Origin of the sequence: Brevibacterium ihuae (assembly GCF_900184225.1) — a bacterium.
GTDB lineage: Bacteria > Actinomycetota > Actinomycetes > Actinomycetales > Brevibacteriaceae > Brevibacterium > Brevibacterium ihuae.
Window position 1 is genome coordinate 995563 of sequence record NZ_FXWZ01000002.1, and the last position, 21521, is coordinate 1017083.

At 73.0% G+C, this 21521-nt stretch carries 18 protein-coding genes; 8 read left to right on the forward strand and 10 right to left on the reverse strand.

All coding sequences use genetic code 11. The features are described 5' to 3' along the window. Positions 1-13 precede the first annotated feature (13 nt). Entirely contained in the window at positions 14-1492 is a 1479-nt protein-coding gene (locus C1A17_RS04660) for an AI-2E family transporter (protein WP_101651166.1), read from the reverse strand. 49 nt (positions 1493-1541) lie between these two features. On the opposite strand from C1A17_RS04660, the gene C1A17_RS04665 reads away from it, so the two are divergent. The 3 genes from C1A17_RS04665 (at position 1542) to C1A17_RS04675 (ending at position 5038) form a co-directional block, all read left to right on the forward strand. Beyond that, on the forward strand, positions 1542-2435 hold the full coding sequence (locus tag C1A17_RS04665; RefSeq protein ID WP_101651168.1) for an SGNH/GDSL hydrolase family protein: 894 nt from the start codon (positions 1542-1544) through the stop codon (positions 2433-2435). After that, entirely contained in the window at positions 2432-3100 is a 669-nt protein-coding gene (locus C1A17_RS04670; protein WP_101651170.1) for a Maf family protein, read from the forward strand. The genes C1A17_RS04665 and C1A17_RS04670 overlap by 4 nt, the downstream gene beginning before the upstream one ends. A 147-nt stretch (positions 3101-3247) precedes the next feature. Beyond that, on the forward strand, positions 3248-5038 hold the full coding sequence (locus C1A17_RS04675; protein WP_101651173.1) for an acetyl/propionyl/methylcrotonyl-CoA carboxylase subunit alpha: 1791 nt from the start codon (positions 3248-3250) through the stop codon (positions 5036-5038). 33 nt (positions 5039-5071) lie between these two features. Here C1A17_RS04675 and C1A17_RS04680 read toward each other — a convergent pair whose 3' ends face one another. The 3 genes from C1A17_RS04680 to C1A17_RS04690 form a co-directional block, all read right to left on the reverse strand. Further along, positions 5072-6508, reverse strand: a complete 1437-nt coding sequence (locus C1A17_RS04680; protein WP_101651175.1) for an NAD(P)H-quinone dehydrogenase — start codon at positions 6506-6508, stop codon at positions 5072-5074. Between the two features lie 12 nt (positions 6509-6520). After that, positions 6521-8398, reverse strand: coding sequence for a heavy metal translocating P-type ATPase (locus tag C1A17_RS04685; RefSeq protein ID WP_101651177.1), 1878 nt, complete (start codon positions 8396-8398; stop codon positions 6521-6523). Between the two features lie 72 nt (positions 8399-8470). Further along, positions 8471-9043: a gamma carbonic anhydrase family protein gene (locus C1A17_RS04690; protein WP_101651180.1), complete on the reverse strand. Its 573-nt coding sequence runs from the start codon at positions 9041-9043 to the stop codon at positions 8471-8473. A gap of 282 nt (positions 9044-9325) precedes the next feature. Between C1A17_RS04690 and C1A17_RS04695 the strand changes: the two genes are divergently transcribed. Further along, positions 9326-9574: a WhiB family transcriptional regulator gene (locus tag C1A17_RS04695; RefSeq protein ID WP_101651182.1), complete on the forward strand. Its 249-nt coding sequence runs from the start codon at positions 9326-9328 to the stop codon at positions 9572-9574. A gap of 111 nt (positions 9575-9685) precedes the next feature. On the opposite strand, the gene C1A17_RS04700 is transcribed toward C1A17_RS04695, so the two are convergent. Together C1A17_RS04700 and C1A17_RS04705 are read right to left on the reverse strand one after the other, a co-directional pair. Continuing rightward, positions 9686-11203: a sensor histidine kinase gene (locus C1A17_RS04700; RefSeq protein WP_180953212.1), complete on the reverse strand. Its 1518-nt coding sequence runs from the start codon at positions 11201-11203 to the stop codon at positions 9686-9688. A gap of 13 nt (positions 11204-11216) precedes the next feature. Beyond that, positions 11217-16103, reverse strand: a complete 4887-nt coding sequence (locus tag C1A17_RS04705) for an NAD-glutamate dehydrogenase (RefSeq protein WP_245873433.1) — start codon at positions 16101-16103, stop codon at positions 11217-11219. Positions 16104-16316: 213 nt separating this feature from the next. On the opposite strand from C1A17_RS04705, the gene C1A17_RS04710 reads away from it, so the two are divergent. Next, positions 16317-16787: a DUF2505 domain-containing protein gene (locus C1A17_RS04710; protein ID WP_180953213.1), complete on the forward strand. Its 471-nt coding sequence runs from the start codon at positions 16317-16319 to the stop codon at positions 16785-16787. Here C1A17_RS04710 and C1A17_RS04715 read toward each other — a convergent pair. The 3 genes from C1A17_RS04715 to C1A17_RS04725 are packed head-to-tail and all read right to left on the reverse strand — an operon-like array spanning position 16746 to position 19064. Next, complete coding sequence (locus C1A17_RS04715; protein WP_101651188.1) at positions 16746-17204, reverse strand: DUF6912 family protein; 459 nt, start codon at positions 17202-17204, stop codon at positions 16746-16748. The two genes, C1A17_RS04710 and C1A17_RS04715, sit on opposite strands and share 42 nt — an antisense overlap. Then, positions 17201-18439, reverse strand: coding sequence for a CpaE/TadZ family protein (locus tag C1A17_RS04720; protein WP_101651190.1), 1239 nt, complete (start codon positions 18437-18439; stop codon positions 17201-17203). The genes C1A17_RS04715 and C1A17_RS04720 overlap by 4 nt, the downstream gene beginning before the upstream one ends. After that, positions 18432-19064, reverse strand: coding sequence for an SAF domain-containing protein (locus C1A17_RS04725; RefSeq protein ID WP_146000579.1), 633 nt, complete (start codon positions 19062-19064; stop codon positions 18432-18434). Before C1A17_RS04725 ends, C1A17_RS04720 begins: the two co-directional genes overlap by 8 nt. Before the next feature lie 195 nt (positions 19065-19259). Here C1A17_RS04725 and C1A17_RS04730 point away from each other — a divergent pair, with 195 nt between their 5' ends. After that, the gene (locus C1A17_RS04730) at positions 19260-19481 is read left to right on the forward strand and encodes a helix-turn-helix domain-containing protein (protein ID WP_101651194.1); all 222 of its coding nucleotides are present in this window, start codon (positions 19260-19262) and stop codon (positions 19479-19481) included. 16 nt (positions 19482-19497) lie between these two features. Here the strand turns inward: C1A17_RS04730 and C1A17_RS04735 are convergent, their stop codons facing one another. Beyond that, positions 19498-20010, reverse strand: coding sequence for a hypothetical protein (locus C1A17_RS04735; RefSeq protein WP_101651196.1), 513 nt, complete (start codon positions 20008-20010; stop codon positions 19498-19500). Positions 20011-20253: 243 nt separating this feature from the next. Between C1A17_RS04735 and C1A17_RS04740 the strand changes: the two genes are divergently transcribed. Then, positions 20254-21078 carry a LysM peptidoglycan-binding domain-containing protein gene (locus C1A17_RS04740; RefSeq protein ID WP_101651198.1) on the forward strand — a complete coding sequence of 275 codons (825 nt, stop codon included), beginning with the start codon at positions 20254-20256 and terminating at the stop codon, positions 21076-21078. Further along, positions 21075-21515 (forward strand): Rv3235 family protein, encoded by a 441-nt coding sequence (locus tag C1A17_RS04745; RefSeq protein WP_101651200.1) that lies wholly within the window; start codon positions 21075-21077, stop codon positions 21513-21515. The genes C1A17_RS04740 and C1A17_RS04745 overlap by 4 nt, the downstream gene beginning before the upstream one ends. Positions 21516-21521 lie beyond the last annotated feature (6 nt).

Below are 21521 nucleotides of genomic sequence, written 5' to 3' on the forward strand. Positions count from 1 at the left end.
CAGACGCTTCCCGTCAGAGCCGGTCGCCCGGATCGCCGGACCCGGCTCCCGGGCCGCGCCCGGACGGGGGTGCGCTCGTCCCGGACCGATCATTCCCGCTCCCGCGGTCGTGCTCTCGGACCGATGCCGCCGTGGAGCCTGAGGCGGTGGACGACTCCCGCTCCTCCGGCAGTGTGGTGCGCAGCGGGGAGTCATCGGGATCGCCCTCGAGCCGCGGCTTCTCCTCCCCGTCCGCGACGTGCGTCTTCGCCTCGTCGTCGGGGGCGAAGACGTCCCGCCCGGCGAGATAGAGCACGACGGTGTTGATCACCGCGATGAGCGGAACGGCGAACAGCGCTCCCGGGATGCCGTAGAGGAAGCCGCCGGCGGCCACCGCGAGCACCACGGCGAGCGGATGGACGGCCACGGCTTTGCCCATGATGAAGGGCTGGAGGACGTTGCCCTCGATCTGCTGGACGAGGAGCACGACGCCGAGCATGATGAGCGCGGGCACGAAGCCCTGGGACACGAGGGCGACGACGACGGCGATGGCGCCGGTCGCCACGGCACCGACGATCGGGATGAAGGAGCCGAGGAACACGAGCACGGTGAGCGGGATGACGAGCGGCAGCCCGAGGAAGAACGCGCCGATTCCGATGCCGATCGCGTCGACGCCGGCGACGATGATCTGCACCCGCACGTACTGGACGAGGGTCTGCCAGCCGCGCAGCGCGGCGCCCTCCGCCTGCGCGCGGGCGGGCTTGGGCAGGAGTCCGACGAACCAGTTGAAGATCGACCGGCCGTCGTAGACGAAGAAGAAGGCGGTGAACAGGGTGAGGAGGAGACCGGTGAGGAAGCTCCCCACCGAGGTCGCCGCACCGACCGCACCGCCGAGAATCTGCGAGGTGTTCGACTGCAGCAACGCCACTCCCTGCGCGACCGCGTCGTCGATCATCTGTGAGACGCGCGAGGCCTCGAACCCGAACGGATTGCTCTGGAGCCAGTCGCTGATCGACAGGAAGCCGGCGACCACCTGATCGGTGAGGTCGGCGAAACCGACGACGATCTGCTGGCCGACGAGGTAGATGAGCCCGACGACGAACACGATGAAGCCGAAGAACGCGATGACGGCAGAGAGGACCTGCGGGAGGCCGATCCGGCCGAGGAAGGCGACGAGCGGGGACAGGAGCGCGGAGATGAGGAGAGCGATGAGCGCCGGCAGCACGATCATGCTGATCTTGGACAGGAGCCACAGCGCGACCCCGATCCCGGCGAGCACGACGATGCTGCGCCAGCTCCACGCGGCGGCCAGCCGCATGGGCGGCGCGACGTAGGGCTCGTAGGCCCCGCGACCGAGCTCGTCCTCGGTGGGCTCGGCGTACACCGCGGGACCCGGTTCGAGGGTGCCGAAGCTCCCGCCGGGCCGGCTCGCGGCCGCGTCCCGCCGGAGCCGGAACTCGTCCCACACGCTGCGCAGTCGCCGGGTCATGCCGGCGCGGGTCTGTTTGGCCATGCGCCCCACTGTATCCCCTAGACTCGGCTCGGAACGGGAAGGAACTCCGATGCGCCGAGCGACGATGTGGGCCCTGGGCCTCGGGCTCGGAGTGCCCGCGCTCGCACTCGCCGCCGGCAGCATCCAGCTCCGTCTCCAGTCGAGCCGGCTGCGCGCCGCGGTCGAGCAGGACGCGCGCCGACCGATCCCCCCGCTCGCCCTCCTCGTCGACCGGCGGACCGGCCGGGGCCGCCCGCTGCTCGAGAACCCGGCGGACAAGGACCATCCGGCGATCGCCGTCCTCGGCGACTCGTGGGTCGCCGGGCTCGACGTCGGCTCCCGGAAGCGCACCCCGGGCATGCTGCTCGCCCGCGGCCTGTCCCGCCTCCTCGACGAGGACGTACGCCTGCGCGTCGTCGCCGAACCCTCCGCCGGCGCCGACGACGTCCTCCGCCAGGTATCGACGGTGCTCGCCGACCGCCGGATGCGCCGCTCCCGCACCGGCGCCTCCCGGCCCCGCTACGCGGTGCTCTCGATGGGCACCGCCGACCTCGTCCATCCGCTCAGCGGCTCGATCGGCCTGCCGGTGCTGTCGACGGCGATCAACCGGCTCCAGCGCGAGGGCGGCTATCGGGTGCTCGTCCTCACCGTGCCCAACCTCGGCCTCCTGCCGCTCATCGGCAGGCCGCTGCGTGACGTGCTCCGCCGCAGCTCGCGCGTGCTCTCCGGTTCGCAGTGGCTCACCGCGGTGAGCACGGGGGCGCTGCCGGTGTCGCTCAACCGGACGCTCGCCGGCACGTCGCGGATCGGGCTGCTGAGCCCCGGCGGGCGCTCTCCGAGCCTGCTCGGCACCACCCAGCTCGCCGCCGCGGTCCTACGGCGGATCGCCGAGGACCTCGAGCTCCCCGTCGAGGTCCGCCCTGCACCCGAACCCGCAGACGATACCGAGGAGCACCCCGCATGACCGCCGTCGTCCTCGCCTCCGGGTCCCCGTCGCGGAGGAAGATCCTCGCCGGCTCCGGAATCACCGCCCACGTCCTCGTCCCCGAGGTCGACGAGGCGGCGGTCGCCGCGGCGCACCCGCGGGCGAGCGTCGTCGAGCTCGCCGCGCTGCTCGCCGAGGCGAAGGGGCGGGCCGTCATCGACCGGATCCTCGGCGGCGCCGATGAGATCCCGGGGGCCGACGACACCGCGGTGCTCTTCGCCTCGGACTCGATCCTCGAGCTCACCGGCCGCCCCGTCGGCAAGCCGCACACCGCCGAGGCGACCCGCCGGGTGTGGGAGGAGATGGGCGGGAGGAGCGCTGCGCTCCACACCGGCCACTACGTCGCCCGGCTCGACCGCACCGGCACCGGCGGACGCTGGGAGCTCGCCGCCGCGGTGTCGGAGCCCGCGACCGCGGTGATCCACACCGCCCGGCCCACCCCGGAGGAGCTCGACGCCTACATCGCGACCACGGAGCCCTTCGAGGTCGCCGGCGCGCTGACGATCGACGGCTACGGCGGCGCATTCGTCACCGGGATCGAGGGCGATCATCACACCGTCATCGGGCTCAGCCTGCCGGTGTTGCGCCGGCTCGTCACCGACCTCGGCGTGTTCTGGCCGTCCCTGTGGGACATCCGCCGGTGACCGGCGGGGACCCGGAAGCCCGCGCTCGGCGACACTCCCGGGGCGTGCGGAGAACTTCGCACAGATCTTTTGTGGATCGCCCACAAGCGTTTGGCGGTGCTCCCTAGATTTGTGCTGATCCACACCGACCGCCACAGGAGACCCCACATGAGTCAGCTGGCCGCGGACTACTCCGCGAGCGTGACGCACCGCCCGATCAGCTCGGTGTTCATCGCCAACCGCGGAGAGATCGCCGTGCGCATCATCCGCGCCTGCCACGACCTGGGGATCCGCGCGATCGCGGCCTACACCCGGCCGGACGCGAACGCCGACTTCGTGCGGCTCGCCGACGACGCCTGGCTGCTCGACGGGATGGGCCCGTCGGACACGTATCTCAACATCACCCGGCTGCTCGAGCTCGCGGAGCGGGCCGGGGCGGATGCCGTGCACCCCGGATACGGCTACCTCGCCGAGAGCCCCGACTTCGCGCAGGCCGTCCTCGACGCCGGGCTCGTGTGGGTGGGCCCGCCGCCGGCCGCGATCGCCCGGCTCGGTGACAAGGCCGGTGCCCGCGACGTCGCCGAGGCCGTCGACGCCCCCGTCACGCGCGGCTCCGGCGGCGCGGTGGCCGACCTCGCCGCGGCCCGGGAGATCGCCGAATCGATCGGCTACCCCGTTGCCATCAAGGCCGTGTACGGCGGCGGCGGGCGCGGCTTCCGCACCGCGGCCGACCCCTCCGAGCTCCAGCCGGCCCTCGAGTCCGCGACCCGCGAGGCGCGCAGCGCGTTCGGCCGCGGCGAGTGCCTCATCGAGCAGCAGATCGTCGACCCGCGCCACATCGAGACCCAGTGCCTCGTCGACGCCGCGGGCACCGTGCACGTCGTGTCGACCCGCGACTGCACCCTCCAGCGGCGCAATCAGAAGATCGTCGAGGAGGCGCCCGCCCCGTTCCTCAGCGAGGAGCAGCGCGAGACCGTGTCCGCGGCCTCGGAGCGGATCCTCGCCCACGTCGGCTACGTCGGGGCGGCCACCTGCGAGTTCCTCCTCGGGCGGGACGGCCGGCCGACCTTCATGGAGGTCAACGCCCGGATCCAGGTCGAGCACACGGTCACCGAGGAGGTGTCCGGCGTCGATCTCGTCGCCTGGCAGCTCCGGATCGCCGCCGGCGAGTCGCTGCCGGCCACGCTGCCCGCCCCGCGCGGCCACTCGATCGAGTTCCGGATCAACGCGGAGGACGCGCGCCGCGGGTTCTTCCCCGCGACCGGGCGGATCTCGCGCTACGTCCCGCCAGCCGGGCCCGGGGTCCGGCTCGACTCGGGCGTCGGCGTCGGGACCGAGGTCGGCACCGATTTCGATCCCATGCTCGCCAAGCTCATCGTCACCGGCGAGGACCGGGAGCAGGCGCTCGCCCGCGCCCGGCGGGCCCTCGACGAGTTCACCATCGAGGGCGTGCGCACGCTCATCCCGCTCCACCGGCGGCTCGTCGACGAGCCGGCCTTCACCGAGGACTTCACCGTGTCGACGCACTGGCTGCAGTCGACGTACATGACCGAGCTCGACACCCCGGAGGAACCCATGTCCGTGCACACCCCGCCCGCAGAGGACGTCATCGACATCGTCGTGGAGGTCGAGGGCCACCGCATGACCGTCAAGGTCCCCGCCGAGCTCGCCCGTCCGGCGGCCCCCGGCGCCACCACCCGCCGCGGCGGCCTGCAGCGCAAGGGCTCGCGCAGGGAGGACGACTCCCCCACCCTGTCCGCCCCGATGCAGGGCACGATCGTCACCGTCGAGGTGTCCGCCGGCGACACCGTCGAGGCGGGCCAGCGCCTCGCCGTCATCGAGGCGATGAAGATGGAGCAGCCGCTCACCGCCACCCACGCCGCCACGGTCGCCCGGGTGCTCGTCGAGGAGGGCCAGGGCGTGCGCGCCGGCGAGGCGCTCATCGAGTTCGAGGCCTGAGCCGCGCCAGAGCGCCTCAGGCGACGCCGCGCCTCAGTTTGCGCGGTGGTGGAGCTTGCGAGCGGCCTCGGTCACCGAGCCGCTGAGCGAGGGGTACACGGTGAAGCTCGCGGACAGCTGATCGACGGTGAGCCGGTTCTCGACGGCGAGGGTGATCGGCAGGATGAGCTCGCTCGCCTTCGGGCCGACGACGACGCCGCCGAGGATCGAGCCCGAACCGCGCCGTGCGAAGAGCTTGACGAAGCCGTCGGTGATCTCCTGCATCTTGGCCCGCGGGTTCGTCGCGAGGGTCTGGGTCACGGTCTCGACCTCGTCGGAGTTCTCGAGGTAGTCCGCCTGGCTGAACCCGACGGTCGCGATCTCCGGGGCGGTGAACACGTTCGAGGCGACGTTGCGGAGCTTGAGCGGTGAGACCGCGTCCCCGAGCGCGTGCCACATCGCGATCCGTCCCTGCATCGCCGCGACCGAGGCGAGCGGCAGCACCGCCGTGCAGTCGCCGGCGGCGTAGACGCCGGGCGAGGAGGTGCGCGACACCCCGTCGACGGTGATGTGCCCGGACTCCTCCGTCTGCACCCCGGCGTCCTCGAGGCCGAGGCCCTCGGTGTTCGGGATCGAGCCGACGGCCATGAGGCAGTGCGAGGCCATGACCGTGCGCCCGTCCTCGAGCCGCACCTCGACCCCGGTGTCGGTGCGCGTGACGGAATCGGCCCGCGAGCGGGAGAGGACGTTCATCCCGCGGGACCGGAAGACCTTCTCGACGACCTCGGCGGCGTCGCTGTCCTCCCCCGGGAGCACCTGGTCGCGCGAGGACACGAGGGTGACCTCGCAGCCGAGCGCGTTGTACGCCGAGGCGAACTCCGCGCCGGTGACGCCGGAGCCGACGACGACGAGGTGCTCCGGGAGCTCCTCGAGACCGTAGAGCTGGGTCCAGGTGAGGATCCGCTCGCCGTCGGGACGGGCGCTGTCGAGCTCGCGCGGATGGGCGCCGACGGCGAGGAGGACGGTGTCGGCCTCGAGGGTGTAGGTCGTCTTGGAGGACTCGACGACCTCGACCTGGCGCGGGCCGATGAGGCGCGCCTGGCCCTTGATCGCCTTGACGCCTGCGCGCACGAGCCCCTCGTAGATGTCGGTCGCCTGGGCGTTCGCGAGCTCGAGGATCCGGGTGTTGATCGCTCCGAGGTCCGCGCGGATCCGCCCGCCGGTGCTCGTCGAGGCCTCCTCGGTGTCGCCGTCGTCGAGCCGGATGCCGAGCGATCCGGATTCGGCGATGTCGCCCATGAGTCCCGCGGTGGCGATGAGGGTCTTCGAGGGCACGACGTCGGTGAGCACGGCGGCGCCGCCGCAGCGGTTGCGCTCGATGAGCATGACGTCGGCGCCGAGCTGGGCGGCGACGAGGGCGGCTTCATAGCCGCCGGGGCCGCCGCCGATGACGACGACGCGGTTCTGGGCGGGATCCAGTACGTTCTTCACCCGCTCATCATGTCAAACCTCGGAAGCGCTGGCGAAATCCTCCTGCGGAGCCGTCGGCACCTCGAGCGGAGTGCCGCCGAGAGCCCGGAGCGCACCGAGGATCGCGACGAGATCGACGCCCTCCTGGAGGAGCGCGCCGACGACCGCGGGCAGGTGGCCGAAGGCTGCGACGAGCATGAGGCCGAGCGAGATCGCGATGCCGAGCCAGATGCTCTCGAGGGCGACGCGGACGGTCCGCTGGGCGATCCCGACAGCCTGGGCGGCCTTCGAGAGGTCGTCGGCGACGACGACCGCAGCGGCGGACTCGCTCGCCGCGGTCGCCCCGCGCGCTCCCATCGCGATGCCGACGTCGGCCGCCGCGAGGACCGGGGCGTCGTTGATGCCGTCGCCGACCATGAGCACCGGGCGGGGCCGGGCCGCGGCGACGAGGTCGACCTTCCCGGACGGGGAGCACTCCGCGTCGAACTCGTCGATGCCCGCCGCCCGCGCGATCGACTCCGCGGTCGGGGCGACGTCGCCGGTGATCATCCGGCAGTGCTCGACCCCGAGCCCGCGCAGGGCCGCGACGGTGCCCGCGGCCTCCGGGCGGAGCGGGTCGGCGAGCACGATGACGCCGGCGAGCGCGTCGCCGCGCGACACGTACACCGCGGTCTCCCCCGGTCCGAGCGGGAGGCGCGCGAGGTCGGGCACCCGCTCGGCGATGAACGTGGGCTTGCCCACCCGCACCTCGGCGCCGTCGGGCAGCGTCGCACGGACCCCATTCGTCGCGATCTCGTCGGCACCGGAGACCGCCGGCAGCGGCAGCCCGCGCTCCGCGGCGGCGGCGACGATGCGGGCGGCGAACACGTGGACGGAGTACTGCTCCGCCGCTGCGGCGAGGGAGAGCAGCTCGTCCTCGGTCGCGCTCGCGGGGTGGAGGGCGCGGATCTCCGGCCGCCCGCGGGTGAGCGTCCCGGTCTTGTCGAAGGCGGCGGTGCGGACGCGGGACAGCGCCTCGATCGCCCCGCCGTTCTTGACGATGACGCCGGTGCGCGCGGTCCGGCTCATCCCGCCCATGAAGGCCACCGGGGCGGCGATGAGGAGCGGGCACGGGGTGGCGACGACGAGCACCTCTGCGAAGCGCACGGGATCGCCGCTCACCGCCCAGGCGATGCCGGCGATGGCGAGCGCGACGAGGGTGAAGGGCACGGCGTAGCGATCGGCGAGCCGGACCATCGGCGCCTTCGAGCTCACGGCCTCGCTGACGAGGGTGACGATCGAGTGATACTGCGAGTCCTCCTCCGCGGCGGTGGCGCGCATGGTGAAGGCCTCGGTGCCGTTGACGGTGCCGGAGTACACCGCATCCCCGGCGGTCTTCGTCACCGGCAGCGGCTCGCCGGTGAGCGAGGACTCGTCGATCGAGGCGTGCGCGTCCGCGACCGCGCCGTCGACCGGCAGCACCTCGGCCGGGCGGACGAGCAGGCGGTCACCGGGGACGACCTCGGCCACGGGGATCCGGGTGATCTCGCCGTCGGACCCGATGCGGTTCGCGAAGGACGGCGCCCTGCTCAGCAGCGCGTCGAGCTCGCGCCCTGCGCGGCCGGCCGCGAAGTCCTCGATCGCCTCGCCGCCGGTGAGCATGAGGACGATGATGAGTCCGGCCACGTACTCCCCGACGAGCACGGTGGCCACCATCGCGACGACGGCGAGGATGTCGAGGCCCCAGGATCCGCGCAGGATGTCGCGGATCATGTCCCGCGCGGTGAGCACGACGACGAGCCCGATGACGCCGGTGGCGATGATCCGGGCCGGTCCGGGATGCCCGAGGCCGAGCAGGACGAGGACCGTCGTGAGCGCGGCGAGGGCGAGCGCGACGAGCGGATAGCTGCGGAAGAAGTCGAGCGCCTTCATACCCCCATGGTGGCCCGGACCGGCGCGGTCCGCCACGAAGGACAGGACAACCTCAGTCGCCCGGAACCCGCCTCAGAGGATGCGACCGCGGTCGCGGTGGAGCGCGGTGATCTCTTCGTAGGCCTCGGCGTTGGCGTGGACGCGCGCGAGGTCGTCGTCGGTGAGCGGCCGGCGCACCTTCGCCGGCACCCCGGCGACGAGCGAGCCGTCGGGCACCTCGGTGCCCTCGAGGACGACGGCGCCGGCGGCGACGAGTGAGCCGCTGCCGATCCGGCACTCGTTGAGCAGGGTGGAGCTCATCCCGACGAGGACGTCGTCGCCGATGATGCAGCCGTGGACGAGTGCCCGGTGGCCCACGGAGACCCGGTCCCCGATGACCACCGGCCGTCCGGGATCGGCGTGCATGACCGTGCTGTCCTGGACGTTCGTGCCCGAACCGATGGTGATCGAGTTGCGGTCGGCCCGGAGCACGCAGCCGTAGTAGATGCTGCTGTTCGGCCCCACACGGACGTCGCCGATGAGCGTGGCGCCGGGGGCGATGAAGGCGGTCGGGTCGATCGTCGGGGAGACGCCGTCGATCGCGATGAGGCGGACGTCGGCGAGGTCGCCGAGCGGGCGGCCGGGTGCGGTGTGCGTGTCGGTCATGGGGTCCAGCCAAGCAGACGCCGGTGCGGTGCACAAGACCGGTCGGGCGCCGTCCCACCGCTGGCCGACGGATTTGCGCCGGGCGCCGGGATGTGCCGAGAATGGGAATCTGTCAGTGATTTCACACTGCTGCACCCTTGTGCCCTCTTCCGGCCTGTGTGAGTCTGGTGATGATCATTTCACCGATCGTCGATGACACATGCCGCGAGACCGTGCCCGCGCTCCCTGGGAGACGCCGCCGCGATCCGGCTTCGGCGAATTCCGCTTCCAGGAAAGGACACCATGGATTGGCGCCACCGCGCGGCGTGCCTCAATGAGGACCCGGAGCTCTTCTTCCCCATCGGCAACACCGGGCCCGCCCTGCTCCAGATCGAAGAGGCCAAGAGCGTCTGCCGCCGGTGCGAAGTCGTGGAGACCTGCCTCCAGTGGGCACTCGAGTCCGGTCAGGACTCCGGGGTCTGGGGCGGACTGAGCGAGGACGAGCGCCGCGCCCTCAAGCGCCGCGCCGCTCGCGCCCGCCGCGCAGGCTGAGCCGCGCACCGCACGTCCCCGACGGCCGCCGACCGCGAGGTCGGCGGCCGTCGGCGTTCCGGGCCCGCACTGCGGTGACGCCGGAGGCTCGCACCCGCAGGCGTCCGGGGCTCACACCCCGTCGGCGCGCAGCGGCACGTCGATGACCGCCTCGGTCCCGCCGCCCTCGCGCGGGCGCCATTCGATGCTTCCGGAGAGGTCGCTCGTGATGAGCGTGCGCACGATCTGGGTGCCGAGGCCGCGGCCCGGCCCCTCCACCGGCCGCAGGCCCACGCCGTCGTCGGCGATCGTCACCGTGAGCCGGTCGGGCTGCCGCTCGGGGGTGACCCACACCGAGCCGCGCAGCGTGTCCTGGTCCGCGGGCTTCGCCGAGAGCGGGAAGCCGTGCTCGATCGCGTTCGTCACGAGCTCGGTGAGGGCGAGCGCGAGCGAGGTCGCGTCGGCCGAGGAGATCGCGCCGAAGCTCGCGGTGCGGCGCAGCGAGATCTCGACGCCGGGCGAGGTGAGCTCCGGAGTGAGCCGCAGGCCCTTGTCGACGATCTCGTCGAAGTCGACCTCGCTCTCCACCCCCTGGCTCAGCACGTCGTGGACGACGGCGATGATCGCCACCCGGCGCATCGCCTCCTCGAGCGCGGCGCGCGACTCCTCGGACTCCATCCGGCGGGCCTGGAGCCGCAGGAGCGCCGAGACCGTCTGGAGGTTGTTCTTCACCCGGTGGTGCATCTCGCGGATCATCGCGTCGCGGCTCAGCAGCTCGCGCTCGCGACGGCGCAGCTCGGAGACGTCGCGAGCGAGGATGATCGCCCCGGTGCGAGTCCCGGCGCGGGTGATCGGGATCGCCCGCAGCGACACCGTCACGCGACCGGACTCGACCTCGGTGCGCCACGGCGCGCGCCCGGTGAGGACGAGCGGCAGCGTCTCGTCGACCGGGCGCAGCTGCGCGATGAGCCCGGAGACGACCTCGGCGAGATAGCGGCCCTCGATCTCCCCCTCATGGCCGAGCCGGTGGAGCACCGACACGCCGTTGGGCGAGGCATAGCGCACCCGGCCCTCCCGGTTGAGCACGATGAGGCCGTCGCCCACCCGCGGTTCGCCGCGTTGAGCGCCGGAGGGGGCGCTGAGGTCGGGGAAGGCGCCCTCGGCGATCATCGACAGGAGCATCGTCGCGCTGCTCCGGTAGTAGCGCTCGAGGCGGGACGAACCCTGGCGCCGGCTCTCCTCGGTGTGGCGGGTGAGGACGGCGATGACCCGGCCGGCGCGCACGACCGGCACCGCCTCGGCGCCGACGAGGGGCGGCTCCCCCGCCTGGGAGATGACGATCCGCTGCTCGGAGTGCGCGGCATCGAGCAGCGCCTGCTCCTCAGCGGAGGCGAGGGTGCCGACCTCGTCGCGCGGATACACCGTGGAGCCGGTGGTCGGTCGGCAGTGGGCGATGACGCGGAAGTCGGGCAGGCCCGGGTCCCGGTCGCCCGCCTCGTCCTCCCGGGCGCGGCTGGGCACCCAGAGGACGAGGTCGGCGAAGGACAGATCGGCGATGAGCTGCCAGTCGCCGACGACGAGGTGGAGCCATTCGACGTCCTCCCCGTCGACGATCCCCTCCGCAGCCAGCAGATCGCTCAGCAGACCCATGCTCCTCCTCAGATCAGGTGTCCTGCAGACCCCACTCGGTGGATCGCACCACCGAGCGCATCATCCGCAGGAGCACCGACAACGGCGCCTGATCGACCTGGTCGAGCGCGACGACCTCGTCGATCGTCGACAGGACCTGGCGCAGCGAGGCGTCGGTGCGCACCCGCCACTGGGCGATCCGGTCGTCGGCGCGCTCGGCCGGGGTGGCCCGGTCGCTGTCCGTCGCCGCGAGGATCGCCCCGACCATCGAGTGCACCGCCTGGTAGTAGTCGTCGCGCATCGCTCCCCGGGCCAGCGCCGTCCACCGATTGCGGCGATCGAGATCGCCGATCATCTCGAGCAGCTCGGAACCGGAGAGCAGGTCGGTCACCGCATAGTACACCTCGGCGGCGTCCATCGCGGGCGTACCGGAGCGCGTCGCCGCCTGCGCGACGTCGAGCAGCGCGAACTCGTCGAGCAGCGCGGCGGCGCGGAACGCGAGGTCGTGGGGCACGCCCTCGCCGATCCAGCCGTGCGCCGCGTCCTCGAGCTCCGCCCGGTCCCGACCGCGGAGCAGCCCGTGGATCCGGGGACGCAGCTCGCGCACCGCCTGCCGGTAGCGCTCGATCTCCGCGGTGACGTCGAGGCCGTCGGGCACCTGGTGGACGAGCCAGCGCGAGGCCCGGTCGAGGAGCCGCACGTAGCCGTGGAGCAGCTCGACCTGCACGGCGGCCGGCACCCGGTTGTCGAGCCCGCAGATCGCCTCGAAGTGCTCATCGAGGTCGAACACGCGGCTCACCACGGTGAAGACGCGGACGATCTGCGGGACCGAGGCGCCGGTCTCCTCCTGCATCCGGTACAGGTAGGTCAGGCCGCCGCGGTCGACGACCCGGTTGACGAGGTGCGCCGTGGCGATCTCGCGGCGCAGCGGGTGCGCCGACAGCGCCTGGGAGTGGGCCCGGGCGAGGCTGTCGGGGAAGTACTCGGCGAGATGCTCGGCCATCCAGTCCTCGTCCGGCACGTCGCTGCCGAGGATCCGGTCGGCGGCGTCCATCTTGACGTAGGCGAGCAGCACCGCGAGCTCCGGCGAGGTGAACCCGCCGCCCGCCTCGGCGCGCCGGGTGAGCGCGCGGTCGTCGGGCAGGAACTCGACCGCCCGGTCGAGGTCGGCGGTCTTCTCGAGATGGCTGAGGAGGCGCCGCTGGGTGCTCGTCATCGACAGCGCGCGGTCGCGGGCCTCGCCGAGGGCGACGTTCTGGCTGTAGTTGTTCGCGAGCACGAGATCGGCGACCTCGTCGGTCATCGACTCGAGCACCGACTCCCGGTCCTCCGGGGAGAACTCCCCGCGGCGGATGAGGAGGTCGAGGAGGAGCTTGATGTTGACCTCGTGGTCGGAGCAGTCGACGCCGGCGGAGTTGTCGACGGCGTCGGTGTTGAGCCGCACTCCGCCGAGCGCGGCCTCGATGCGGCCGAGCTGCGTGAAGCCGAGATTGCCGCCCTCGCCGACGACGCGCACCCGGAGGTCCGCCCCGTCGATCCGGATCGCGTCGTTCGCCCGGTCGCCGACCGCGGCGTGGGACTCCGATCCCGCCTTGACGTAGGTGCCGATGCCGCCGTTGTAGAGCAGGTCCACGGGGGCGGCGAGGATCGCGCGGATGACCTCGGTGGGCGGGTACGGACCGGGCCGGATGTCGAGCCGCTCGGCGGCCTGCGGGCTGAGGTCGATCGACTTGAGCGAGCGGGAGTACACGCCGCCGCCTTCCGAGATGAGCTCGGGATCGTAGTCCTGCCAGCTCGAGCGCGGGGTCTCGAACAGGCGCCGGCGCTCGGCGTAGGAGCGCGCGGCGTCGGGATCGGGGTCGATGAACACGTCGCGGTGGTCGAAGGCCGCGACGAGCCGGATCCGGTCGCTGCGGAGCATGCCGTTGCCGAACACGTCACCGCTCATGTCGCCGATGCCCACCGCGGTGAATTCCTCTCTCGCGGTGTCGAGCCCGAGCTCCCGGAAGTGCCGCTCGACGGACTTCCACGCACCGCGCGAGGTGATCCCCATCGCCTTGTGGTCGTAGCCCACCGAGCCGCCCGAGGCGAAGGCGTCGCCGAGCCAGAACCCGCGGTCGAGAGCGATCCCGTTCGCGACGTCGGAGAACCGTGCGGTGCCCTTGTCGGCGGCGACGACGAGGTAGCTGTCCTCGCCGTCGTGGACGACGGTGCGCTCCGGGGTCACGGTGCGCGTCCCCTCGCCCTCGGGCACGAGGTTGTCGGTGACGTCGAGGAGCGCGCCGATGAAGAGCTCGTAGGCGTGCTGGCCGGCGGCCGCCCAGGCCTCGCGGTCAGCCGCCGGGTCCGGCAGCTGCTTGGGGTAGAAGCCGCCCTTGGCGCCCGTCGGCACGATGAGCGCGTTCTTCACCATCTGCGCCTTGACGAGCCCGAGCACCTCCGTCCGGAAGTCGTCGGCGCGGTCCGACCAGCGCAGCCCGCCGCGCGCCACGGGTCCGAAGCGCAGGTGGACGCCCTCGACCTCCGGGGAGTACACCCACATCTCGAGGGCGGGGCGCGGCTTGGGCACGAAGTCGAGCTCGGTGGGGTGGATCTTGAACACCGCGGCGGCCGGCATCCGGCCGTCGGCGGGCTGGTAGACGTTCGTCCGCACCGTGGCGCGGATGAGCGCGAGCACCGAGCGGAGCACCCGGTCGGCGTCGAGGCTCGCGACCTCGGCGAGCGTCTTCTCGATCCGCTCCTCGACCTCGGCGGCCCGGTCCGCGCGGGATCCCTGCTCCTCGTCGAGGTCGGGGTCGAAGCGCACCCGGAAGAGCTCGACGAGCGCGGCGGTGATCTCCTCGTGGGTGGTGAACACCTCTCCCATGTGCCGCTCGGTGAGGGAGAACCCCGCCTGCCGCAGGTAATGGGTGAAGGCGCGGATGATGCTGACGTCCTGCCACTCGAGGCCGGCGGCGACGAGGCTGTCCATCCGGCCCGTCTCGCGCTCGCCGGTCCAGGCCGAGGCGAACGCGCTCTCGATCCGGGCGAAGTCGCCGTCGGCGAGCGGCCGGGAGAAGGACAGGCCGAAGTCGTAGACGTAGCGGTGCTCGCCGTCGGGGAGGTCGAGCTCGTAGGGCCGCTCGTCGTGGACGACGGCGCCGAGGTTCGCGAGGAACGGGAGGATCGCGGACAGCCCGGCCGGGGCGATCCGGTAGAACGCGAGGCGCACATCGGCCTCGTCCTCGCCCTCGGGCCGGTATATCCGCACGAACGGCCGGTCGTCGGATTCGAGGGCCTCGAAGCGCTCGATGTCGGCGACCGCCTGCCGCGGCGTGTGGTACTCCTGGTAGCTCAGCGGGAAGGCGTGCATCCAGCGGTCGCGCCGGGCCATGTCCTCGGCGGTGATCGCATCGCCCGCCGGGGCGGTGAATTCCGCGATGTCCTCCTCCCACGAGCGCAGCGCGCCGACGATCCGGTCGGTCACCGTCTCCGCGTCGACGTCCGGGAGCACGGCGTCGCGCGGCACCCGGGCGACGAAGTGGAGGCGGGCGAGCGCGGAGTCGCTCAGCAGCACGTCGAAGTCGACGGATTCCGCGCCGTAGTAGTGCCGCAGCACGTCCTCGACCCGGAGCCGGGCGGCGGTGTCGTAGAGATCGCGGGGCACGTAGACGAGCAGGGACACGAAGCGCTCGTAGGGGTCCCGCCGGATGAAGACGCTCGATTCGCGCTTCTCCTGGAGGTCGAGCACCTGGGCGGCGACATCGAGGATCTCCTGGGGGTCGGAGTGGAGGAGGTCGTCGCGCGGGTAGCTCTCGAGAATCGACACGAGCTCGTCGCCGGCGTGGGTGTGGCGGGCGAGCCCCGAGTGCTCGAGGACGTAGCGGATCTTCGCCTCGACGAGCGGGATGTCGAGGACCGAGGCGCTGTACATCCCCGAGGTGTAGAGGCCGACGAAGCGGCGCTCGCCGACGATCCGGCCGGACGCGTCGAAGGTCTTGACGCCGACGTAGTCGAGGTAGCCGCGACGGATGACCTTCGAGCGCGAGTTCGCCTTGGTGAGCACGAGGACGCGCGGCTCCTCGGCCTTGGCCGACACGGCGCGCGACAGCGGGGAGCTCAGCGCGCTGCGGAGCGCGGAGATGCCGAGTGCGGTGTCCTCGACCGGGACGAGGATCTTCTCGTCCCCGGAGGTGTCGAGGACGTACTCCCGGTATCCGAGGAAGGCGAACCGGCCGTCGAGCCAGTCGAGCAGATCCGCCGAGTCCGCGGCCTCCTCGGCGAGCTCGGGGCGCGGCGGGTTCGTCCGCAGGTCCGCGGCGATCTCCCGGGCGGTGCGGGTCATCGCCTCGCGATCACGGTCGGCGGCCGCGACGAACTCGATCGTCGAGAGCAGGTGCTCCTCGATGTCGGCGAACCGCTCCTCGGGCACCCGGTCGATCTCGATGTGGACCCACGACTCCCGCCGGCGCTCGGGCAGGCTCGGATCGCCGCCGATCACCGGCAGCGCGGTGGTGTCGGTGACGGTCCGGCGCAGGTCCTCCGGGGCGACGATGCGCAGGTCCTCGCCGCTGCCCTCGACGGAGAGGATCGGATGATGCACCTCGCGGATCGCCACGCCGAGGCCCGTGAGCTCGGCGACGAGGGAGGAGAGGAGATGGCGCATGTCGTCGGCGACGACGCTGATCGCCGTCCGGTTGCCGATCTGCTCGATCGACGACTCACCGGGGTTGCGGATGTCGATGGTCGGGGTGCCCGGGCGGTGCCGGAGCGCGGTGCGGTAGTGCTCGATCGCCGACGCCGCGAGCTCGCGGGGGCGATACCGGTCGGCCGGCGTGGCCTCCGGTCGGGGATAGTACGCGGCCAGGAGATTCTCCGGCGGGGTGCTGCCGGTGAGCTCCTCCCAGTGCTGTGCGATCTCGGCCGTTCTGACCTCGGTCACGGTTCCACCTCGTGTTCGTCTCGGATTCCCGCGGGCCTCGTCATTGAGACCCTCCGCCCACTCTATGCCGCAGGTCGGATGCGTGCCGAGTCCGGCCGGCCGCACGCGCGGACGAATCCGCCGGACCGGCCGCGGGCGGGGTCCGGACGACCGCGGACCGGGCCCGGACGGTCGCGCGCAGGGCCGCGGGACGGCCATGACAGACTGGGGCCCATGAAGACGATCGAGCTCCGCCGTCGGGCGGCGCGGACGCCTGCCCAGATCCTCCGCCAGGTGGCCGATCCCCGCACCTGGGCCGCCGAGGACACCGCCGTCACGGTGCACCGCGGGGCGGCGGAGGGCATCCACCTCACCACCCGCACCCACATCCCGGCATCGAAGCTGCCCCCCGCGGCCTCCCGCTTCCTCGGCGACGGCGCCGAGCTCCGGCAGGACGTCCGGGCGGATCCCGTGGGTCCCGAGGCGCAGGCCGCCGATGTCCGGATCGACGCCGAGGTCGTCGGGGCGCCCGTCGACGTCGACGTCGCGATCGCCCTGCGGGTCGTCGGCGAGGGCACCGACATCCACGCGATCACCCGGATCGCGTCCTCGGTGCCGCTGTTCGGTTCGATGATCGAATCCGCCCTCGAGCCGTACGTCGAATCACTCCTGACCGAGCGCCTCGATCAGCTCATCGATCTCTGAGACGTCGTACCACAGCAGGGCGCTGTCCCGCAGCGCCGCCGCGGCCGCCGCAGGATCCTCGGGCAGGGCGGCGACGACCGCGGGGTCGTCGATGTGCGCGCTGACGACCCGTGCCGGATCGAGCGCGCTCGGGCCGAGCGCGGTCACCCCGGCGCTCACCGGACGCGAGCGGAGATCGGCCGGGAGATCGCAGGCGAGGACGACGCGCGCACAGCGCTCGCCGACGGCGGCGTCGACAACGACCTCGGCGGCGGCGGCCATCGCGATCCACTCCGCCTCCTCGAGCTCCTCGCCGCGCAGCCGGCGGGCCCGCTCGTCGGGCGCGAAGCCGAGCGCCCCGGACACGTGCGGCCACGCGGCAGCGAGCGATCGGTGGGTCAGCGGCACATAGGCGCGCACGGAGCCGGCAGCATTCATGCCCTCATTCTCCCCCGGGCCCGGCCCCGGCGCGGGCGCCGCGCGGCACCCGGCGTGTCCGGACGCGGGACCGGGAGCGCCGCCGCGAGCGCGTCGATCGCCCGCGCGAGTCCGCTGTGCGGGGCGGACTCGGTGACGATCCGGCCGGCGAGCAGTGCCGCGTCGACGGCCGGCCGGTCCTCGGGGAGGAAGCGGACGTCGGTGAGGCCGGCGAAGCGCTCGAGCGTGGCCGCGATCCGCGCCTCCGGCCCCGGGCCCACCGCCGAGGCGCGCACCCGGTTGACGACGACGGTGCAGTCCGCGCGCACCGCGAGCCCGCGCTCGGTCTCGAGCAGCCGGACGAGGCGCTGCAGACCCACCGGGTCGCCGGCGGCCACGACGACGGCGTGATCGGCGCGGTCGAGCACCGCCCGCGTGGCCCCATGCCGGTCGTAGTGCGGGTCGGCGTACGGATCGTCCGGATCGATCCGGTCGGAGACGTCGACGACGGTGCACGCGTGCTCTCCGCTGAGCGCGGTGAGGACCTCGCCGAGCACTCCCGGCCGCACCTCGGGCCAGCGCTCGGCCCGGCTGAGCCCGGTGACCGCGCTCAGCGTCGCGTCGATGACGGAGACGTGGCGGTGCAGCGCGGCGGCGACGGATCCGGAGGACGCCGCGCGGCACAGCGCGGCGAGCTGCGGGGCGTCGTCGAGGAGTCCGAGCAGCGCCGCCTGCGAGGCCGCGACGGTGTCGGCGTCGACGAGGACCGTGCGGCCGACGGTCCGCCCCAGGGTGTGGGCGAGTCCCGCCGCCACGGTGCTCCGGCCGGGTGCCCCGGCGGTGCCCCAGACGGCGATCACCGGGCCCTGCCGCCTGGCCGGAGCGCTCGGGGGTGCGGCGGGAGGCGGGGGTACGGGGACGGCGGTCGCCGTCGCGCGCACTGCCGCAGCGAGGTCCTCGGGCGTCGCCCACGGCGAGACGGCCGTCGGGATCCCCCAGCCGGCGAGCACCGCCGGGTCCTCGGCGAGGCCGAGCACCCGCACGCCCTGCCCGAGGAGCCGCCGGACCACCTCGGCGTCGGCCCCGGTGAATTCCTGCCCGAGCACGACGACGTCGCCGATCCCCGCGGCGCCGGCCGCGAGCAGCTCGACCTCGTCGGCCGGGCGGCGCACGACCTCGATGTCGGCGATCGAGCCGAGTGCGGCGACGACCCGCGCTTCGAACTCGACGTCGACCGCGACGACGACCTCAATCACGGGCCGGCTCCGGGACGGAGACCACGGACAGATGGTGCTCCTCCGCGAGCGCGCGCATGACGTCGCCGACCTGCCGATTGGGCACGAAGATCTCGATGACCTGGTCCCCGGTGGCGAAGTCCCCGGTGTCGCGGTCGACGGCGATGACGTCAACCGCGGTGAGGATCTCCCGCGGGTCGACCGGATCCGCGTCGGCATCGGTCGCCCACACGTCGACCGCGCTTCCCGGCCGGACCGCCGCCGGGAGGGCATCGGGCACCGCGAGCGCCATGACGCGCCCGGCGAGCTGGTCGGGCGAGCCGAGCTGGGAGGCGGGGACGAGCTCTCCGGCGCCCACAGCGGCGAGCACCGTGGCGCCCTCCGGGATCGCGGCATCGGCGCTGAGGTACACCCCGGGGTCGCCCATCCGCACCTCGGTGGCGACGAGATCGTCGGGCACGAGCACGCTGCCGGGCACGAGCGGCCGGGCCGCGGCCCACACCGTGGTCGTGGCGGCGACCCGGGTGACGACGAACCACGTGCCGAGCACGGACACGAGGACGATGAGGGCGCCGATGACGAGGCGGGGATCGCGCAGGCGCGGTGCGCGGAGGCGGTCGGCGGGCCGCGGCGGGAGGGAGGACATGAGGGGATGCTCCGGATTCGGGGTCGGCACGAGGGGGATTTCTGCACCGATCGGACGGGGGACGGAGTGCACAAACGCACTCAAGTGCTATTATTCGGGGACAAACGCCCGCGAATCAAGAGTCGCGCGGCAGTTTCCGCACACCGCACCCCGTCCCGGCGATGACACCCGGGACGCCCGATGAGAGGCCGGACCATGGTCGTCGAAGCCCGCTTCCTGCCGTTGACCGACGTCGCCGAGATCCTCAACGTCTCCGCCGCCCAGGCGCGCGCCCTCGTGCGCTCGGGCGAGCTCCGCGCGATCAAGGTCGGCGGCCGGGGCCAGTGGCGCGTCGAGAAGACCGAGCTCGAGGACTACATCCAGCGCATGTACCGCCAGACCCGCTCCGAGGTCGAGGCCGGCAGCACCGACGTCTGACCCGCCGGGGCGCGCCTCAGCCGAGGGCGCGCACCGACGACACCGCGCCGAACGGGACGAGCTCGCCGCCGGAGGCCCCCGACCGCATCTCGAGGTGATCCCGGGCGACGCCGGCGAGCAGTCCGTCGAGGATCCGGCCCGCAGCCCGCACCCGGCACACACGTCGTTCTGCGGCCCAGCGCCGCAGCGGCGAGGCGAAGGACAGCACGGACGCCTCCTGACCGCCGGCCGCACCCCGGTCCCGCAGCCGGATGCCGTGCACATGGTCGAGATTGACGAGGACCTCGTCGGCCCCTGCGATCCGGCACCAGCCGGTGCCGATCTCCGCGAGCTCACCGGTGATCCGCTCGTCCGCAGCGAGGATCTCGACTGCGGTGCCGAGCGCCCCGGCGAGCCGGTCCTCGAGCGTCGTCTGCGCGAGCTCGCCGGCGACGAGATCGCCGTACTCGCCCATCCGCTCGTGCTGCTCCGCGCCTGCGTGCGCGGCATCGAGATCGGCGAACAGGCGGTCGAAGCGGTCCTCGGTCATGCCCCTCATCCTGTCGGGCGTCGGACCGGGGCACAAGCGCGGGAAGCCGAGTCGCGCAGACGAGGGCCGGCTCTGCGCACGACGGACGGCGACGACGGACCGTATCCGGGGCCGGATCCGCATACCGAATGGGCGATCCGCATCATCGGATGCCCTTCGGCGTCATCCACACCTTTCTGATATGTCTTGACATCGTTTGCTGTCGTTTGCCACAGTGTGATGACCCCACCGAGGAGTCGTCCCATGCGCCATCTCCCGTTCGTCGCCGCCGCCGCGCACTGCGCTCTCGCGCTGTGGCTGCTCTCCGCGCTCCCCGCGCTGTGGTCCCGGCTCGACGACGGCGACCTCGGTGCCGGTCTCGTACTCGTGTGTGCAGTGGCGACGGTGCTCGCGGGCCTGCCGACGACGGTCGCCGTGCTCCTCGCACTCCTCGCCCGCGCCCTCGGCGGGGTCCATGCCCGCTGCGCCGGAGCACTGGCCCGGGCGGCGATGCGCTGCAGCCCGCGGGTCCTCCGGTCCGCGCTCGCCGCCGGACTGTCCGGTCTCGTCGTCGCCGGGCCGCTCGTCATCGGGCCGGCCGCGGCACTCGACGCGGGTGGCGATCCGACCGCCTCACCGGCGTGGCCGGTATCTGCGGCTCCTGCTGATCGCCCGAATACCGGACCCTCCCCGGGGTGGCCCGTCTCGGCAGCTCCCACTGACCGCCCGAGCACCGGTCCTTCCCCGGGCTGGCCGGTGTCGCCCGAGGGCCACCCGGATCCCGGCCCCTCCCCGGGATGGCCGGTGTCGCCCGAGGAGGACGACGGCGGCGATGCCCCGGATCGCGAAGGCGCACCGGATACCCGGCCGCGCGAGGAGCCCCGAACCCCGGCGGACGACCCGGATCCGCGGACGGAGGTCGTCGTCGCACCGGGCGACAGCCTGTGGTCGATCGCTGCGGCTCAGCGGCCGGAGGCGTCAGCGGCGGACATCGCCCGGGACGTCGACACGATCCACCGGGAGAACCGCGCGGTCATCGGCGCGGATCCCGACCTCATCCTGCCCGGCTCACGTCTGGAGATCCCATGAGCACCCCACTCGTCCTCACCCGCCCCGCCGGCCGCTCGGCGTCGGTCCGGGGTCCTGTCCGACGCGCCCCGCGCCGGCCCCGGCAGACGGCGCCGGTCGAGCGCGAGGAATTCCTCCGTGCCACGGTGCAGTCGCTCGCGGTGGCCGTGGTCGAGGTGCTCACCGGCAGCCGCGCGTGCACCTCGATCGCCCGCTGGATCGAGCCCGCGCTGTACGAGCGCATCCGCACGCACGCCGCGCTGCGGCAGGATCTCGCGCGGTCGGTCGCACCGCGCGGGCATGTCTTCACCGCCGGACGTCCGCGCGTGTGCCCGGTCGGCGAGTCCGTCGTCGAGGCGTGCGTCGTGGTCCGCGGGACCCGCCGTCATCGGGCGGTCGCGATGCGCCTCGAGCACGCACGCGGCCGCTGGCAGGTCACCGAGTTCGTCAGCGTGTGACGCGCG

Bases quoted from the DNA above. Each gene is read 5' to 3' on its own strand.
- C1A17_RS04670 (WP_101651170.1), top strand. From the start codon at position 2,432: ATGACCGCCGTCGTCCTCGCCTCCGGGTCCCCGTCGCGGAGGAAGATC.
- C1A17_RS04675 (WP_101651173.1), top strand. From the start codon at position 3,248: ATGAGTCAGCTGGCCGCGGACTACTCCGCGAGCGTGACGCACCGCCCG.
- C1A17_RS04735 (WP_101651196.1), bottom strand. From the start codon at position 20,010: ATGACCGAGGACCGCTTCGACCGCCTGTTCGCCGATCTCGATGCCGCG.
- C1A17_RS04710 (WP_180953213.1), top strand. From the start codon at position 16,317: ATGAAGACGATCGAGCTCCGCCGTCGGGCGGCGCGGACGCCTGCCCAG.
- C1A17_RS04660 (WP_101651166.1), bottom strand. From the start codon at position 1,492: ATGGCCAAACAGACCCGCGCCGGCATGACCCGGCGACTGCGCAGCGTG.
- C1A17_RS04730 (WP_101651194.1), top strand. From the start codon at position 19,260: ATGGTCGTCGAAGCCCGCTTCCTGCCGTTGACCGACGTCGCCGAGATC.
- C1A17_RS04725 (WP_146000579.1), bottom strand. From the start codon at position 19,064: ATGTCCTCCCTCCCGCCGCGGCCCGCCGACCGCCTCCGCGCACCGCGC.
- C1A17_RS04685 (WP_101651177.1), bottom strand. From the start codon at position 8,398: ATGAAGGCGCTCGACTTCTTCCGCAGCTATCCGCTCGTCGCGCTCGCC.
- C1A17_RS04695 (WP_101651182.1), top strand. From the start codon at position 9,326: ATGGATTGGCGCCACCGCGCGGCGTGCCTCAATGAGGACCCGGAGCTC.
- C1A17_RS04700 (WP_180953212.1), bottom strand. From the start codon at position 11,203: ATGGGTCTGCTGAGCGATCTGCTGGCTGCGGAGGGGATCGTCGACGGG.
- C1A17_RS04665 (WP_101651168.1), top strand. From the start codon at position 1,542: ATGCGCCGAGCGACGATGTGGGCCCTGGGCCTCGGGCTCGGAGTGCCC.
- C1A17_RS04690 (WP_101651180.1), bottom strand. From the start codon at position 9,043: ATGACCGACACGCACACCGCACCCGGCCGCCCGCTCGGCGACCTCGCC.
- C1A17_RS04745 (WP_101651200.1), top strand. From the start codon at position 21,075: ATGAGCACCCCACTCGTCCTCACCCGCCCCGCCGGCCGCTCGGCGTCG.
- C1A17_RS04740 (WP_101651198.1), top strand. From the start codon at position 20,254: ATGCGCCATCTCCCGTTCGTCGCCGCCGCCGCGCACTGCGCTCTCGCG.
- C1A17_RS04715 (WP_101651188.1), bottom strand. From the start codon at position 17,204: ATGAATGCTGCCGGCTCCGTGCGCGCCTATGTGCCGCTGACCCACCGA.